General features: G+C 59.5%; 16 protein-coding genes and 2 pseudogenes. 9 read left to right on the top strand and 9 right to left on the bottom strand.

Features of this window, described 5'->3' with window-relative positions; all coding sequences use genetic code 11:
- Window positions 1-129 precede the first annotated feature (129 nt).
- Window positions 130-771 (bottom strand): annotated as a pseudogene (locus BMW90_RS20775) (ISNCY family transposase); the annotation flags it as partial.
- Between the two features lie 186 nt (window positions 772-957).
- The gene (locus BMW90_RS27295) at window positions 958-1,158 is read right to left on the bottom strand and encodes a hypothetical protein (protein WP_379575174.1); all 201 of its coding nucleotides are present in this window, start codon (window positions 1,156-1,158) and stop codon (window positions 958-960) included.
- Between the two features lie 55 nt (window positions 1,159-1,213).
- Here BMW90_RS27295 and BMW90_RS26470 point away from each other — a divergent pair.
- Window positions 1,214-1,627 (top strand): annotated as a pseudogene (locus BMW90_RS26470) (IS3 family transposase); the annotation flags it as partial.
- 101 nt (window positions 1,628-1,728) lie between these two features.
- On the opposite strand, the gene BMW90_RS20765 reads toward BMW90_RS26470, so the two are convergent.
- From BMW90_RS20765 to BMW90_RS20745, 5 genes are all read right to left on the bottom strand, one after another.
- Window positions 1,729-2,361 (bottom strand): glutathione S-transferase family protein, encoded by a 633-nt coding sequence (locus BMW90_RS20765; RefSeq protein ID WP_027238702.1) that lies wholly within the window; start codon window positions 2,359-2,361, stop codon window positions 1,729-1,731.
- A 20-nt stretch (window positions 2,362-2,381) separates the two neighbouring features.
- Complete coding sequence (locus BMW90_RS20760) at window positions 2,382-3,278, bottom strand: SDR family oxidoreductase (protein WP_037931965.1); 897 nt, start codon at window positions 3,276-3,278, stop codon at window positions 2,382-2,384.
- 28 nt (window positions 3,279-3,306) lie between these two features.
- Complete coding sequence (locus tag BMW90_RS20755) at window positions 3,307-3,804, bottom strand: luciferase domain-containing protein (protein ID WP_037931962.1); 498 nt, start codon at window positions 3,802-3,804, stop codon at window positions 3,307-3,309.
- A gap of 8 nt (window positions 3,805-3,812) precedes the next feature.
- Window positions 3,813-4,628, bottom strand: a complete 816-nt coding sequence (locus BMW90_RS20750; protein WP_037931959.1) for a DODA-type extradiol aromatic ring-opening family dioxygenase — start codon at window positions 4,626-4,628, stop codon at window positions 3,813-3,815.
- Window positions 4,629-4,691: 63 nt separating this feature from the next.
- Entirely contained in the window at window positions 4,692-5,099 is a 408-nt protein-coding gene (locus BMW90_RS20745) for a DoxX family protein (protein ID WP_157802081.1), read from the bottom strand.
- A gap of 132 nt (window positions 5,100-5,231) precedes the next feature.
- Here BMW90_RS20745 and BMW90_RS20740 point away from each other — a divergent pair, with 132 nt between their 5' ends.
- The 8 genes from BMW90_RS20740 to BMW90_RS20705 all read left to right on the top strand — a co-directional run bounded on the left by BMW90_RS20740 (window position 5,232) and on the right by BMW90_RS20705 (window position 13,331).
- Window positions 5,232-5,585: a winged helix-turn-helix transcriptional regulator gene (locus BMW90_RS20740; RefSeq protein ID WP_224556225.1), complete on the top strand. Its 354-nt coding sequence runs from the start codon at window positions 5,232-5,234 to the stop codon at window positions 5,583-5,585.
- Window positions 5,586-5,822: 237 nt separating this feature from the next.
- Window positions 5,823-6,425, top strand: coding sequence for a TetR/AcrR family transcriptional regulator (locus BMW90_RS20735; RefSeq protein WP_036540318.1), 603 nt, complete (start codon window positions 5,823-5,825; stop codon window positions 6,423-6,425).
- A 72-nt stretch (window positions 6,426-6,497) separates the two neighbouring features.
- Window positions 6,498-7,049, top strand: a complete 552-nt coding sequence (locus BMW90_RS20730) for a TetR/AcrR family transcriptional regulator (protein ID WP_224769550.1) — start codon at window positions 6,498-6,500, stop codon at window positions 7,047-7,049.
- A 13-nt stretch (window positions 7,050-7,062) separates the two neighbouring features.
- Window positions 7,063-8,184: an efflux RND transporter periplasmic adaptor subunit gene (locus tag BMW90_RS20725; RefSeq protein WP_244526568.1), complete on the top strand. Its 1,122-nt coding sequence runs from the start codon at window positions 7,063-7,065 to the stop codon at window positions 8,182-8,184.
- 33 nt (window positions 8,185-8,217) lie between these two features.
- A complete protein-coding gene (locus BMW90_RS20720) occupies window positions 8,218-11,298 on the top strand; it encodes an efflux RND transporter permease subunit (protein WP_074838774.1) in 3,081 nt (1,026 codons plus the stop codon).
- Between the two features lie 76 nt (window positions 11,299-11,374).
- Complete coding sequence (locus tag BMW90_RS20715; RefSeq protein WP_074838771.1) at window positions 11,375-11,743, top strand: acyl-CoA dehydrogenase family protein; 369 nt, start codon at window positions 11,375-11,377, stop codon at window positions 11,741-11,743.
- Window positions 11,744-11,792: 49 nt separating this feature from the next.
- Window positions 11,793-12,359 (top strand): biotin transporter BioY, encoded by a 567-nt coding sequence (locus tag BMW90_RS20710; RefSeq protein ID WP_074838768.1) that lies wholly within the window; start codon window positions 11,793-11,795, stop codon window positions 12,357-12,359.
- Window positions 12,360-12,497: 138 nt separating this feature from the next.
- Entirely contained in the window at window positions 12,498-13,331 is an 834-nt protein-coding gene (locus BMW90_RS20705) for an MBL fold metallo-hydrolase (protein WP_240672155.1), read from the top strand.
- 62 nt (window positions 13,332-13,393) lie between these two features.
- On the opposite strand, the gene BMW90_RS20700 is transcribed toward BMW90_RS20705, so the two are convergent.
- Window positions 13,394-13,807: a hypothetical protein gene (locus BMW90_RS20700; RefSeq protein WP_074838763.1), complete on the bottom strand. Its 414-nt coding sequence runs from the start codon at window positions 13,805-13,807 to the stop codon at window positions 13,394-13,396.
- Window positions 13,804-15,033: a replication initiation protein RepC gene (gene repC / locus BMW90_RS20695; RefSeq protein ID WP_074838760.1), complete on the bottom strand. Its 1,230-nt coding sequence runs from the start codon at window positions 15,031-15,033 to the stop codon at window positions 13,804-13,806. Before repC ends, BMW90_RS20700 begins: the two co-directional genes overlap by 4 nt.
- Window positions 15,034-15,313: the final 280 nt, after the last annotated feature.

The raw sequence follows: 15,313 nt of genomic DNA, 5'->3' as shown, positions 1-15,313 counted from the left end.
GCTCAATTGCGCGGCGAAGTTCCTCGAAAGCGCATGCCAATCCCATGTGGATATCCCACGAATAACCTTACCAAATATCGAAAATGGATAGCCATTACGAAAGAGTCTCAAGAATTACGTGACCATGACAACGCGAAAGACCGTGTGCTTGTCGCTGTAGAAAGCAACTGGGCGGCCGTGCGTCGTCAGATAGCGCTCCAATGCTTCGAAATAGCTGAAGGTGCTCTCTGACTTGACGAAGCGCAGTTCCATGAGCGTGCTGGTGGCATCGTCGATGAAGACGAGCAGGGTGCAGGGATCGCCCCGATCCTCGAACCAGCGGTGCTCCGAGCCGTCAATCTGTATGAGCTCGCCAAAGCATTCTCTGCGCAATCTGGGCTGATGAAATGTCCGACGCTGTTTGCGCGAGAGCCAAAGACCGTCTTCCTGCATCCACTTGCGAACCGTCTCGCGCGACACCTTGAACCCATGATGCTCGGCCAGCATCTCCGCCGCCAGGGTCGGCCCAAAGTCGGGATAGTTGTCTTTGATCAGCGACAGCGCGTAATCCCGTTTGGCTTTGTGGATGCGATTGTTCGGGGGCTTGCCGCGCGCCTTGTGCCGGATCGCCGACGCGCCATCCTGACGATAAAGCTTCAGCAGCCGGAAAATCTGCCGACGCGTCAGTGCCAGCATGTTCGCAGCATTGTCGACGCTCAGCCGTCCATCATCGACCTGCGCCAAAACCTCCACGCGCTTCAACTCGCGCTCGCTCATAACCACCCATCCCATGCCCAATCTCCCTCAGTCTCGGAAGGGAGAGTGACATTCCTGAATTGCTCATGGGTGACATTTTAGCTTTGCGGCTACACGGCTCAAAAACGTATAAGCAAGCATATGTTAAGTTGGCTCTTGGCCAAGAGTGCGCATGACTCGGGCGCACCTGGGACGAATACTTCTCGGGCGAAAGCGGCGCGCCTAAGATCCGCAGCAAGAGTTAAGTCCGCTATCCGCGTCGGACCCGGGGTCATGCCAGCCAAGTTCGCAGAACGTCAGAAGGCCGCAAGCATGTGGACTAGGCCTTTTTCGATGTTCTTCCACGGCTTCTTGCCCACGGTATGTAAGAACCAACATCTGGTACCGCAGATATTTTTCGTAAAGAACTGCATGAAGCGACAACAGATTTTGTGACCCACAGGCCTGGATCAAGGACTTATGGAACTCCCAGTCATATCGGAATCAGGATCGGAGCGACCACGCCCTGCGCCAATGGCTGCGGGAACTGGCGAATAAACGTCGCCGGTTCGGATATCGTAGTTAGGGCATCCTTTTGGCCAGAGAGGGTTTTGAAGTGAACCATTAGAAGCTTTTCCGTCTCTATCGCGAGGAAGGGCTGGCCGTGCGCCGCAGGTGATCACGCAAACGCGCACTGGGTACGCGCAGGCCCATCCTAGTGCCGGATCGCGCCAATCAGCGTTGGTCGTTGGACTTCGTGTCCGATGCCTTTGCTAATGGCCAAAGGTTCCGTGTGTTGTGCATCGTGGATGACTGCACGCGCGAAGCCTTGGCGGCCACTGTGGTGGATCGCTCACTGTCAGGTGAGCGGATGATCCGCGAACTGGATGACCTGATCGGGAGGCTGGGTCAGTTGACTTTCTGACCCACGATCAGATCAAAGCGATGACAACGGCCGACCGTATCGTCAACCTCGGCACTCGTCAGGGGTATGTTACCCCCTGGATCACGACGTCAGCGGAAAAGCGCCCTTAGGGGTGCCACAGCCTCTTGCCAGCTGTCACGCGCTTCTAGCCGGTCGATCCAACTCGCAACTCCTGGGTACTGGTCCAGTAAAATCCCCGCTTGATCGCGATACATGAAGGTGGTCGCAAGATAGAAGTCGGCAAGGCTGAGTGCGCCTGCGATCCAGTCCTTGCCGTCGAGTCCGGTTTCCAGAACGGCAAGGAACTGATCTGTGGCTTTTCGTTCCGCTTCGACCACAGTCGGATCGGGATCGCCCATGCCGAATTTCTCTTTGAGAAACAGCTCAAAGGACAATTTCTGCATCGCCGGGCCAAGGTGGATCGCTTGCCACCAGGTCCATTGATCGACGAGGGACCGCGCCTTGCGGCCCTCAGGATAGAGGCCCGCCTCGGGCCGAAGCCCCGCCAGATAGGCACAAATTGCCCGGGATTCCCAAAGCACGAAATTCCCGTCCTCCAAAACGGGCACCTTTGCATTGGGATTGCGAGCGAGAAATTCCGCCGCGCGGTTGTCCCCGGCCCGGATGTCGACCTGGACGATTTCGAGGTCCACGCCCAGTTCGTGTGCCACCGCCCGCACACGCAGCGCATTGGGCGAGAAATTCGCGTTGTAGAGTTTCATGATTTTGTCCGCCTCTATAGTTACTGCGGCGCCCGAAGAAGCACCGCCCGGTTTTCGGTCAGGAAATCGGTAACCGACTGTCCGGACTTGCCGGTGAGCGTCTTGAGATCGTCGCTGGCCACATCAAGGTAGCCTTCGGCGATTGCCTGGTCGAAAGAGACGAAAACACGCGCCATGAACTCGGGCAGGCCATTTGCGATCATCGCCTGCACCATGTCTTCGGCCGGCATCGGAACGTAGGGGATGTCCTTGCCGGCGATGTCCGACAAAAGCGCCGCGATATCGGCCTGGCCGGTGGATTCGGGCCCGGTGATGTCCAGGACCTCGCGGTCGGTCGCATTCATCAGCGCGGCAGCGGCGGCGCGGGCGCAGTCGGCGCGCGTGACGTAACTCGCCCGTCCGTCCCCTGCCGCGGCAAAGAGCTGCCCCATGTCGATCGCCTGCGGTCCGCTCATAAGCAACAGATCCGTGTAAAGGTTGTTGCGAAGGATCGTGTAGCTGGCGCCGCTTTGCTCGATCAGCTTCTCGGTGTTCTGATGATCCTTGCTGAAAGTGATGGGGCTTTCGGGTACCGGGCTGGCAAGCGAGGTATAGACGATGTGGTCGATACCCGCCTCGCGTGCGGCGGTGATCGCATTGGAATGAGCCGCGAGCCGTTTGCCCGGCTCCAGATCGTCGGTGGAGATGATCAGGATCCGCTTGCCGCCCGCGATGGCCGGACCCAGTGTTTCGGGCGCGTTGAAATCGCCTTGGCGAACATCCACCCCCTTGTCCCTGAACTCGGCGAGTTTGTCGGCGTTGCGCGTGACCGCGATGATCGGACCGGCGCCCGCCTCGATCAGTTGATCGATTACCTGGCGTCCAAGCTGGCCGGAGGCGCCTGTGACGATAAATGGTCCGTTCTGAAAGCTTGCCATGGGCGTATTCCTGTTCTTTGAGAGAGAGTCAGCCGTGGATGTGAACCTGCGCGGGGTTGGCCAGCTTGCCGCGGGCGAAGTCCCAGCTCGTTGTCAGGATTTTGATCATGACGTCGACCTCTGACCCATCGCGCGGCGCAAAGGCCATGACGGCATTTGCCGGGATGTGTCCGGCCGACGCCATCGGGTGCGGTTCGCCCCATCCCTTGGCGATGAGTTCATCGACCGCCGCCAGCGGCAGCATCATGTGCGACGAACCGTCATAGGAGGGATGCACATGGGCAAATTCGCGTCCGATCATGAAGGCTTCACGCGGGCCGCAGGCATGCGCCACCGGCAAGACCAGTGCTTCGGCGCCGGGCACCGAGATGCCCGACCGGCAGCGCTCGACGAAGGGCAGGGCGAAGGCCTTCTCCTTGAAAAATGCGTGGATCTCTGCCGAGGAGTTCTGCGACACCTGCTCATGCGGGGCGCAATCGGTGGTGTCGGGGCGCGGGCCCTGCCGCGGGGGAAGTTCGAAGCTCATGGTTGGTCCTATCCAAATCTGAACGCGCTTTCGACCGCGCCCAACACGTGATCCTCGAGGGTCTTCTCCCCCCGATCCGCAAGCGCAGCCCCGGCCACGACGTGCAACGGGATCAGATGTTCCTCGCGCGGATTGGCATCGCGTGCGCCGGGCGCCTGATCCCACTCGGCCAGCATGGCATGGCGCACTGCGGGGTCTTCATGGGTCACCGCACTCGTGAGCCATCGGTCAAAGTCTCCGCCGTTCACCGGGCCGTCCGGTCCGCCCCTCATCGCCCGCATCATCTTGCCCATGTTATGATAGGTATTGCCGGATCCGATGATCAGCACCCCTTCGTCGCGCAAGGGCGCCAACGCGCGACCGACGGCAAGATGCGCCTCGGGGTCGAGATCGTCGCGCAGGCTCAATTGGACGGTGGGGATGTCGGCCTCAGGAAAAGCCACCTTTAGTGGAACGAATACCCCGTGATCGAAGCCACGCGCAGCATCGGCCCCGGTTTGGAATCCCGCGTCTTCTAAAAGTGCGCGTACGCGGGTCGCCAGCGCGGGCTCGCCCGGCGCGGGCCAGGTTAGCTGATAGGTATGCTGCGGAAATCCCTGATAGTCGAACAGCAGAGGCGGGGCGGGGTTGGTCTGCAAGGTAAAGACCCGCTCTTCCCAATGGCCCGAGATCACGAGGAGCGCCTTGGGCCTTGCCGGCAGGCTCGCAGGCAAGTCCTCAAGGAATTTGCGGTGCCGATCCCAGGCGTCAGGCGGGTTCCAGTCCATGAAGAAACAGGGGCCACCCCCATGGGGAACAAACAATGTCGGCTGCTTTTCAGTCATGTTGTCGTCCTTTTAAACCCAAGTCCGAGGCTATGGGCACCCCCGTGGCAACTCCGCAGCAGATCAGATTGGCGCTGCCGGAACTGCCGGTGCATAGGCCGACTTGACCGCACGCACGCGATTGGCGGTCAGCCACGAGACGATCAGGAGTACCCAGGTCGCCAGAGCCGGCGACCAACCCGGATCGCCTGCGCCCACATGGGCCCCGAAGGCGAGCACCAGATGCCAGAACATTGCCGCATAGGCCCAATCTGCCAGCACCGCCGAAGGGCGCCAGAGGATCACAACGGCACCGACGATCTTCAAAATTGCGAGTGGCCAGATGATGTATGTGGGATAGCCCAACACCTCGCGATACATGCCCGCGACCATGTCGTGGGATGAGATGTAGAAGGCCGCCGCACCCAGATAGACCAATGCCACAAGGCCGGTCGCGATCCAGTAGACATATTTTGCCACGTTGTCACTCACTGCCGCTCTCCCGGTTTTCGGCGGGTTGTTAGGCTGCCGTTTTCCATATAGTATCATTAGGTGCCTTGCTTCATCAGTTAAAGTAGGCACTTAAAAGTAACTTACTTTCGTGGGCTGCGAGGGCTATCCACAATGAAAAGCGTCCAACCAGCTTCCTGCCCGATGGAGGCGCTGCTGCGTGTCATCACGGGACCTTGGACGATTTATATCCTTTGGGTTCTGTCCGAACAGGGTCCACAGCGTTTCGGCGCGACCAAACGGCTGGTGCCTGGAATTTCCACCCGGGTCCTGACTGAGAGGCTGAGAATGCTGGAACATGCCGGCGTGGTCTGGCGCGAGCAGGCCATGACCATCCCGCCCGCTGTCACATACGGGCTGACTGAACGCGGCGCGGAGCTGCGCGGTGTGCTGGACACCCTTGGATCCATTGCACGCCGCTGGGAGGCGGAGGGTGCTTTCGACGGGACGGCACGCTCGGCGGAATGATGACGTCCGTCCTGTTCGCGGAATAATCCCGCGCCAGAAAGCACCGCGAACGGAGCACGGCCCGAAGCTCATGACGAATTGAAAGCCGCGTTGGGTATGCCTGACAGGCGGCACTCACTCCGAACGATCCGCCCAGGTTTGCGGCTTGCCGCCACATAAAAATCAATTTACTGTACCGACTAGACGGTACAGTCAAGTTTGAAATCCCGCAATGCTGCACAGGACAGGAAGAGCGAGATGCGCGAGAGAAAAATGGCCGAGGTTTTGTTCGGCGCGCGGGAGGTCTTCTTCCGGTGCGGTTATGAAGGCGCCACCGTCGATGCCATTGCCGCCGAAGGGAAAGTGTCGAAGGCAACAATGTATTCGTATTTCCCGACCAAGGAGCAGCTGTTTCTGAGCGTCGTGGAATCCGAATGCGGTCGGCTTGCGGAAGAGATCCTCCGACCCTTGTCCGCAGGTCCCGAGCCGCGCGCCCAGTTGGAAAAACTTGCCCTGCGCATGATCGATCTCGTTCTGGACGAAACCTACATCCGCCTTCTGCGGACGTGTATCGGTGCCACCGAGATGCTTCCCGAGGTCGGGGAGGTGTATTTTCGTGCCGGACCGAAACGGGCACGCGAACTCATCAGTAAAGTTCTGGAACGCCTTTCCCGGGAAGGCGCGCTTGAGATAGACAACCCCCCGCGTGTTGCGGATCACTTCATACATCTTTGCGTTTCTGGACTGTTGATGCCACGCCTGCTGGCCGTGCAAAGAACAGTCGAGCGGGACAAGCATGCGGCCGATGCAGTCACTGCATTCCTGCGACTCTACGGGAGCGGACATAGAGTAGAGCTCTGAACTGACCTTGCTTTCCGACAACGGGGCAGTGCTCCAAATCTCTCAATAAAATTGCCGAATGGACAGTGAATAATGACCATACAATCCAAAATGCAGGCAAAGAATGCGTCACCAAGGATCCTCGGCGCTGCGCGGGCAATTGCGCACAGAGAGGGCGCGGGAAAGATTACGATCGACGCCGTCGCGCGTGAGGCCGATCTCAGTAAAGGCGGGGTCTTATACAATTTTCCGACCAAGAGAGCGCTTCTTGCCGGGCTGCTTGATGAGATGCTCGCAGAACATCACGAACGCCTGGCATCAGTCCCGGAAGATCGCAGATCCCGCACCCTGCGTGGGCACCTGGAAGCAATCGTGCAAGCCAGAGCCGTCGATGACGACCTCTCGATGGCGATTCTCGCGGCTGCCGCGTCAGATCCGCGGCTGCTCGATCCGCTACGGGCTGAACTGACCGGCGACCTTGAGCGTATCCTGTCCGACACACAAGACACTCCGGGTGCTATGGTTGTCGTCCTAGCGATCCAGGGACTTCGGTTCCAGAAACTTCTGGGCCTTCCCGACGGTGGCGCGGATCTCAGGGGACGCGTCATCGAGCAATTGAGGGCCATGATTAATGAACTCGAATAGAGAGACACGAAGTTTGAAGCGGATCGTTTTTGTTATTGCGGTAGCGGCCGTGTCGGCCGTTGCCGTCCCGTTTGTTTCGCCGTTCCTGACCGATGTGCTGGCCCAGACCGCGACGGACACCCTGGAGGCAGAAGTCGATACAAGGCCTGCAGCGAACGTGGAGCGACCAGTCACGGTCGAAGTGACCCGTGCGCTCAATCGCGTCGTAAGTCAGTCTCGCAGCGTTGCAGGCCGCGTCGAACCTGCTCGAACGGTGGACCTTGCGTTTCAGATACCCGGGCAGATCATTCGCCTTGAGGTTGAGCCCGGCGACACGATTCGCGAGGGCGAGGTGATCGCGGAGCTCGACCAAATCGATTTCGAACTCGCCGTCGACCGGGCTCAGGCGTCCTACGACCTGGCGAATTCCGAACTCGCGCGCGCCTCGGACCTCGCCGATCGTGGCGTGGCGTCCGACGCGCGCCTCAACACGGCCCGCGCGCAGTTCGTCCAGGCAGAAGTCGCGCTCCGCGAGGCAGAGCGGCGCCTGTCCCAAACGAAAATCGTCGCGCCATTCGACGCGATTGTGGCGCGCACCTTCGTTGAAGAATATGTCAACGTCACGTCGGCCGCGCCTGTCGCGCGTCTACAGGATGTCAGCGAGATGCGGCTCGTGATCTCCCTGCCAGAGGAACTTGCGGCCATTGCGCGGTCGGCACCCGATGCCTTCGAGATCGTTGCAACTTTTCCGGCTGTTCCGGGTTACACCGCGCCTCTGGTGCTTCGCTCGTTTGCGACCGATGCCGACCGGACGGCGCAGACCTACGACGTGGAATTTGCGATCACGGGTGATATCGACCCGCGTCTTCTGCCCGGGATGACTGCGGATGTGCGCATCTCCATTGCCGCAGAAGCAGATCGCCCGCAATCCGTGATCGTTCCGGTTTCGGCGGTGGATACGACGAGCCGAACCGAACCGTCCATCTGGATCTACGAAGAAACGTCCGGCCAGGTCGCGCGCAGGGCGGTCCGTTTGGGTCTTCCGATCAACAATGAGATTGTCGTTCTGGATGGCCTGAAGGGCAACGAATTGGTTGTTTCCGGCGGCTGGTGGCGGCTCAGGGACAATCAGACCGTGACAGTTTCGGGGCTCTGATCCCGTTCTTTTTGACAGGACAAGAATAGAACCATGGCACTCAGCATCTCACGAGCGAGCATCGAGCGTCCTGTGGCGGTCTGGCTCACCATCATCTTTTGTCTCCTCGGCGGCTATTGGGGGCTGAACACGGTCGGTCGACTTGAAGACCCGAGCTTCACGCTCAAAACGGCGCTCATCTTCGTGCCGTATCCCGGCGCCACGGCTCTGGAGGTTGAAGAGGAGGTCGCCGACGTCGTCGAAAATGCGCTGCAGCAAATGAAGCAGCTCGACCGGGTGGAATCGAAGTCGATGCCGGGCATGGCGCAGATCACCGTCGAGATCGAGATGACCTATGGCCCGGACGAGATCCCGCAGGTTTGGGACGAAATGCGCCGCCGCATCAGCGACGTGGAGGGGGACCTTCCCGCAGGAGCGCGACCGCCCATCATCAATGACGATTTCGGCGACGTCTATGGCATGTTCTATGCGGTAACGACCGAAGGTCTGAGCCCATCGGAGCAGAGGGATTTGGCCACGACGCTCCGGCTCGGACTGGTCACTGTCGATGGCGTCGCCAAGGTCGAGGTTCAGGGCCTCTCCGAAGAGGTAATCACCATCTCGATCCCGTCTGCACGCCTCGAGATGCTGGGCCTTCCGCCGACCCAGATCCTGGGCATTCTCGCAGACGAAAACCAGGTGTTCACCAACGGCGAGATCACCGAGGGCCCTGCCCGGATCGGCCTATCGGTTCCGCCGGGCTATATTAGCCCCGAAGGGATAGAGGAGCTGCGGCTGGGCACGGCCGGAAATGTCGGCCAGATCGCTGTCAGCGACATCGCCAGCGTGACCCGCGAGGCGGCCGAACAGCCTAGCCAGATCATCCGGCAGAACGGCACGGCGGCATTTACCTTTGGCGTTTCCGCGTTGACGGACCAAAACGTGGTCGAAGTCGGTCAGGCGGTTTCAGCACGGCTTCAACGGCTCAAGTTGGGGCTTTCTGAAGGTGTCGAGATCATACCGATCTACGAGCAGCATGTCGTGGTGGACGAATCCGTTTCAAGCTTTCTCGTCAGCCTCGGACAGTCGGTCGCGATCGTGGTCGGTGCGCTGATGCTGACCATGGGTTGGCGCGCAGGCCTCGTGGTGGGCTCGACCCTCGGGCTCACCGTTTTCTCCACACTGTTCTTCATGTCAGTGTTCGGGATACAGATGGAGCGGATCAGCCTGGGCGCCCTGATCATCGCGATGGGGATGCTGGTCGACAACGCCATCGTCATCACAGAAGGGATGGTGATCGGCATGGCGCGAGGAAAAAGCGCGGAAGACGCTGCTGCCGAGACCGAAAGCGCCACGTCAATCCCCTTGCTGGGGGCGACCGTTATCGGGATCATGGCGTTTTCCGGTATCGGGCTGTCGCCTGACGCCACGGGCGAGTTTCTGTTTTCGCTTTTCGCGGTGATCGCCATCTCGCTGCTAACAAGCTGGGTCCTGGCAGTCACGGTGACGCCGTATCTCGGCAAGCTGCTGCTCAAGGCCCCCAAAAACATTTCGGATAATCCCTACAAGGGCGTGTTCTACGCGACATATCGCGGGATTTTGTGGATGGCGCTGCGCGTCCGCATCCCGGTCGTTCTGACGATCATCGGGATCACCGTCTGGTCGGTCATGGCTTTCGCCCAGGTCAAGCAGGCCTTCTTCCCCGCCTCGAACACGCCTATTTTCTACGTCGAGTTCCAGATGCCGCAGGGAACCGATATCAACACGACCGACGAAGAGATGCTGCGGCTTGAGCGGATACTTCTGGATGAGGATGCTGTGACCGGGGTAACGGCCCTCGTAGGGCGGGGGGCAAGCCGCTTCATGCTGACATACAATCCGGAACAGGCGGATGCCAGCTATGGCCAGCTCATCGTCCGGGTTGCGGACGCCGCAACGATCCCGGCGATCGCGAGCAGGCTCAACCGGGATTTGCCAGCCGAATTCCCCCACGCTCTGATCCGTGTCGAAGAAATCGTGTTCGGACCGCCGGCCGGTGCCGATGTTGCAGTTCGTTTCTCGGGCCCCGATCCGGTCGTCCTGCGCCAGCTCGCGGATGATGCGATCAGGATATACGAGGAGGCAGGAACCATCACCAATCCGCGCACCAATTGGCGGCAGCGTGAAATCCTTGTCGAACCCGTCGTCGACGAGGCACGAATGCGGCTGGCCGGCGCGACGCGCGGAGCGATTTCGGATACCATCCGCTATGGAACGTCCGGACTGCGCGTTGGCGACCTGCGCGAGGACGACGTGTTGATCCCGATCCAACTCCGGCTTCCCGAGAACGAACGCGACGGGGTCGACCGCCTTCGTGACCTGTCGGTATGGTCCGACGGGGCAGGGGCCTATGTCCCCATGGCCAACCTCGTCGAAAGGTTCGATCCCCGTCTTGTCGAGGCACTCCTTCACCGGCGCGACCGGGAGCGGACGATCACCGCCCTCGGCGGTGCCCGCAGCGATCTCACCGCGGATGAGGCATTCCGAAGCGTCCGCACCGAGATCGAATCCATCCCGCTTCCCGACGGTTCTGCAATGGAATGGGGCGGCGAATTCGAAAGTGCGCAGATGGCTCAGGAGTCGCTTGGCAAGCAGCTTCCCCTAGGCTTTCTGGTCATGTTGACGATTTCGATTTTGATGTTCAACAAAGTCCGCCAACCGCTGATCCTGTGGCTCGTGGTGCCAATGTCCGTGACGGGCATGGTCCTGGGGTTGCTGTTCACCGGTCTGCCCTTCACATTTACGGCCCTGCTCGGCTTCCTGTCGCTTTCGGGAATGTTGATGAAGAACGCAATCGTTCTCATCGAAGAGTTCGACTTTCTACGTGCACAGGGTGTGCCCGATTACAAGGCGGTGATCGACGGCTCAGTCAGCCGTCTTCGCCCTGTGGTGCTCGCCGCCGGCACGACGATCTTTGGCATGATTCCGCTTCTGCCCGATGCGTTTTTTGCCTCGATGGCGGTGACGATCATGGGCGGCCTCGCCTTTGCTTCGGTCCTGACGCTCGTCGCGGTTCCGGTGCTCTATGCGCTTCTGTTCCGGATACGGCCACCGAAACGGGACGCACAGTCGGACGGCCTAGCGGCGACCGCCTGACACAACGATCCTCCCTAAAATAGGATTTCGAGCCAATTTGAGGATAGCGGAATGGCCCAGAAAAAACAAAACCGGAGTGGATCGTCGCGAAGCTCCGGGAGTCCGACGATCCCAGGGCGCCTCGTGCGGTGTCCTATGGGACAAGCAGGTGGTGCGCCAGCGGCTGGCAGACTGCCAGACGAGGATCGCGGCGGGACGGCAGCTGGTCTATCATGCCGCAGGTCTGGACGCGGCGGGCCACGATTGCGTGCAAGAGGTCTCGATGGTCAAGGCCTATTGCGGCGAACTGGTAAACAGCGTGCTCTACGACTGCGTCCAGTTTCACGGCGGCATGGGCTATATGCGCGAAACCCCGGTTGAACGCATGTCGCGCGACGCCCGTGTTCAGGCCATCGGCGGCGGTGCGAGCGAGGTCATGCTGGAAGAAGTCGCCAAGCGCATGTGAGCTTCCCTATCCAGCAAATCAACGATCTACAGAAACAAGGACGAAACAGATGAATTTGGAAGCCACTCAACGCCAACCGGTCGCAAGACTGACCCGAGAGATCTCAATAATACTCATCGGCACAATACTTCTGACACTATCCGCCAAAATCGCGGTGCCGTTCTACCCGGTACCGATGTCAACACAAACCCTGGTGGTCTTGGGTCTCGGCCTTTTCCTGGGGCCGGTGCGCAGTAGTCTAGTTGTCGCTGCGTACCTTCTGGAAGGTCTGTTTGGCCTGCCGGTTTTCGCTGGCACGCCTCCCGCACCGGCGGGTCTGGCCTATTTTGCGGGTCCCACTGGCGGATTCTTGATTGGGTTTGCGCTCGCGGCGGCGGCTGCAGGATGGATGGTTCAAAAGCTGGCAGGGCTTCCGCCTTCAATCAGAGCATCTGTAGCGGTCCTCTCCGGTTCGATACTTATGTATTGCGCAGGGCTATTCTGGTTGGGTGGCTTTGTCGGCTATGGCGAAAAATTGCTGAACGCCGGGCTTTACCCGTTCCTGCTTGGAGACCTGACGAAGGCAGCAATTGCTGTAGTGCTGTATACAGGTTTCCATAATCGGGGTCACGCTTGACTGCTGGGCTTTGTTGCCTTGTTCCAGCGCCGGTTCTGACCGGCGCTGGACGCCAGCCCGAGGCTTCCAAAGCTATGCAAAGCAAAAGGCGGCTTTGCAAGTCCCAGACTTTTCACTGTCAGAAAGTGGTCGTATTCAATGACAAAACGCAGCATGTTTCACACAGAGCCGGAACCGTGTCGCGCGCGTGCAGAACAGGTGGCCGAGGGAATCCTGAGGATCGTTGCGAGCAATCCCGGGAAGATGACCTATCACGGGACGAACAGCTACATCATTGATACACCTGACGGTCGGTTCATTCTCGATCCGGGTCCAGCAGAAGACAGTGCACATTTCGAAGCAATTGTCGAGAATCTGGGAGGCAACCCGGCCGGAATTCTAGTGTCACACCACCATTCCGATCATTTCGGTGCCGTGCCGGGATTGCGCGAACGGACAGGTCTGCCCGTTTATGTTTCGCGTGCCTTTCCAGACGATGCATTTCAACCCGACGGGTTTTTGGAAGACGGGCAAAGGATTGCCGGTCTTACTGTCCTTCACACACCCGGTCACGCGAGCGATCACCTCTGCTTTGCGAGGCTGGATGGAGTGTTATTCACGGGCGACCACGTGATGAGTTGGAACAGTTCGATCGTCAGCCCCCCTGACGGCAACATGCGTGATTACTGCGACCAGCTTCAACGGCTTATTGATCGCGACGATAGGATCTGCCTGCCGGGTCACGGGCCCGTACTCCAGGATCCGCGCCCTTACATCGAACGGTTACTTGCCAACCGGATGCGCCGCGAGACCCAGATCCTCAAGCATCTCCTAAATACTTCCGATACAGTCCAGAATATCGCCGCTTCAGTCTACAAGAAATCTGACCCGCATATTGCAATGGCCGCCGAAAGGAATGTTGTGGCTCATTTACAGAAACTTCTTTCTGAATCGCGAGTGGCTCAGGAAGAAGGGATCTGGAGGGTAAATTAACATAAACTTCACTATCAGATTTTGACCTGGCGCAAAAATTTCACGATAGAAATCTTCCTCTATCACCTCCCTGCGGACGATTTCCTGGCGGCACTGGCATGTCCGGTGCCGCCAGCGTTTGGTCGATAATTCAAGAAGAGTTCGCCGGTATCCTTCATGGCGACACTTGGCGGACGAAACCCATCATCGCCTTGATCGGCTTTGCCCGGCTCCGTCGTCTCCAGCACACGCTGATAATCGTAGGCCGCGGCTCGCGCATCATCCCTGATCCGTGCTGACGTTTTGTTAAGGCAATTCAGGTACTCCTCGACCTGACTGAAGAAACGTCGAAACTCCACCCGAACCTCTGCACCGGTAAACCCAGCATCAAGAAGCTGTGCAGCCTCCGGCCTGATAGGCTCGATACATAGCTCTTGAACCGCCCCATGTTCTACGAGGGCCGCCACAATGGCCGCCGCTAAGATGAGCGGTTTCAATAGCGCCTCCTGCTTCGCTCGTTCAGCCCGATCAGGCTTCCCATGATGTTCAGAGAGCCAGTCCGCTGCGCCCGCACCATACCGCGCAGATAGGCTCCCGCGGAAAGGATGGTGACCTCAGGGTCGGCAACTTTCGCATCGGTGATCAGCACGCAAAGCATCGCGGCATCCTCATCCAGTAGGCCCACGGCTTCCTCCCAGGCAGATGGGTGGATGCCCAGCTCAGGCAGGCGCTTCTGCGCCGCGATCACGAAGGAATGGAAATCCAGCCTGCCGCGCTTTTGTCGCTCGATGTCGAGCCACAGCCTCATCTCTTCGGAACAGAGCCCATATAGGCGACCACCGCCCAGATTCTGGATGAATTTGGACTTGTGCGCCTCGCTGACAGCCCCATCCTGCTTTTCTAAGCAGTGGACGTGGCCGTCAGGCTGCGGACCAGAAGCTGTAGAGTGCGTGGGCTTGCCCACGCCCCGCATATCGACGGGATCGTTACAAGTTACTTCGTTAGAATCTTGAGTTGTATCTTGTAAATAAGAGCGCTCGTTTTCGAGCGGTCGATCATGCGTTTCATGCAACAAGTCAGACGCTGAAATCGTCAGCGCTTCGGCTTCAGCCTCATGCTTCTGGAGCTCTTCCAGCGACATCCGGTGAAGCGCCTGGCCTGCCGGCCACCCTGCGAACTTCTGCTGGATGCGCGCGACCTCTGCTGTCCGCCCCTGATGCTCGATCAACTCGCTCAGGAAGCCTTTCAGGTGGCGCTTGTGTGAACTGCGCTGCCCCCGCAGACGCGCATGAGCCCTGCGATCAGCCTCGACTTCGTCGCGCAGGCACAGAAACTCCTCGACGCGCGCGATCGCGACGCCAAAGAAAACGCCGCAGCCAGAAAAGCCGGACCGCGCGCCATTGGCCATCGTCCGCTTCTCGATGAGCCCTGCGCGGACGAGTGCCGCCTCATGCTCTCGGATGCGGCATGCCGTGACGCCACGCTTGTGCGCGATCTCGTTCTGGCTGAGGTAACAGCACGGCTCGTCCGGGCCGCGCTTGAACGCGCTCGGCCTGGTCGACGCGATCATCGTGCGAAAGGTCATCATCGCCGCAGCACCAATGCCAAGGCTGGAAGCAATCGCATCCACAAGCGCGACAAAGCCGTCGCGCTCCATGCCGCGTGGAAGTGTTGGCTTGACGGCCTCACACCGCCGGGCAGGCAAAGTCTGGGATACTTGCATCTGTTCGATCCTCGTTCGTGTGAAGCGAGGCGGCGGCAGGTTAACGTCTACAGATCGCACAAATGCGTTTTGACTTGCCTGCAAGGTTGGGAAGCTGATAGGCTAAATCATGATTGCGGATGATTACGGGCTTGCCGGCCCTAAGTCCCTCAGCCCCCGTGGAAGGTTGCCGCCTTCGCGGGGGTTTTAATTTCTTAAGTCCTTACTGCTCCTTCTCGTCACGGCCTTCGTGGCCGCATTCTTGTGCCCTGGACGCTACCGGTACCGGCGATGTCGGCAC

Origin of the sequence: Marinovum algicola, assembly GCF_900109145.1 — a bacterium.
Classification (GTDB): Bacteria; Pseudomonadota; Alphaproteobacteria; order Rhodobacterales; family Rhodobacteraceae; genus Marinovum; species Marinovum algicola.
This window is presented reverse-complemented; position numbering and strand designations above follow the sequence as displayed.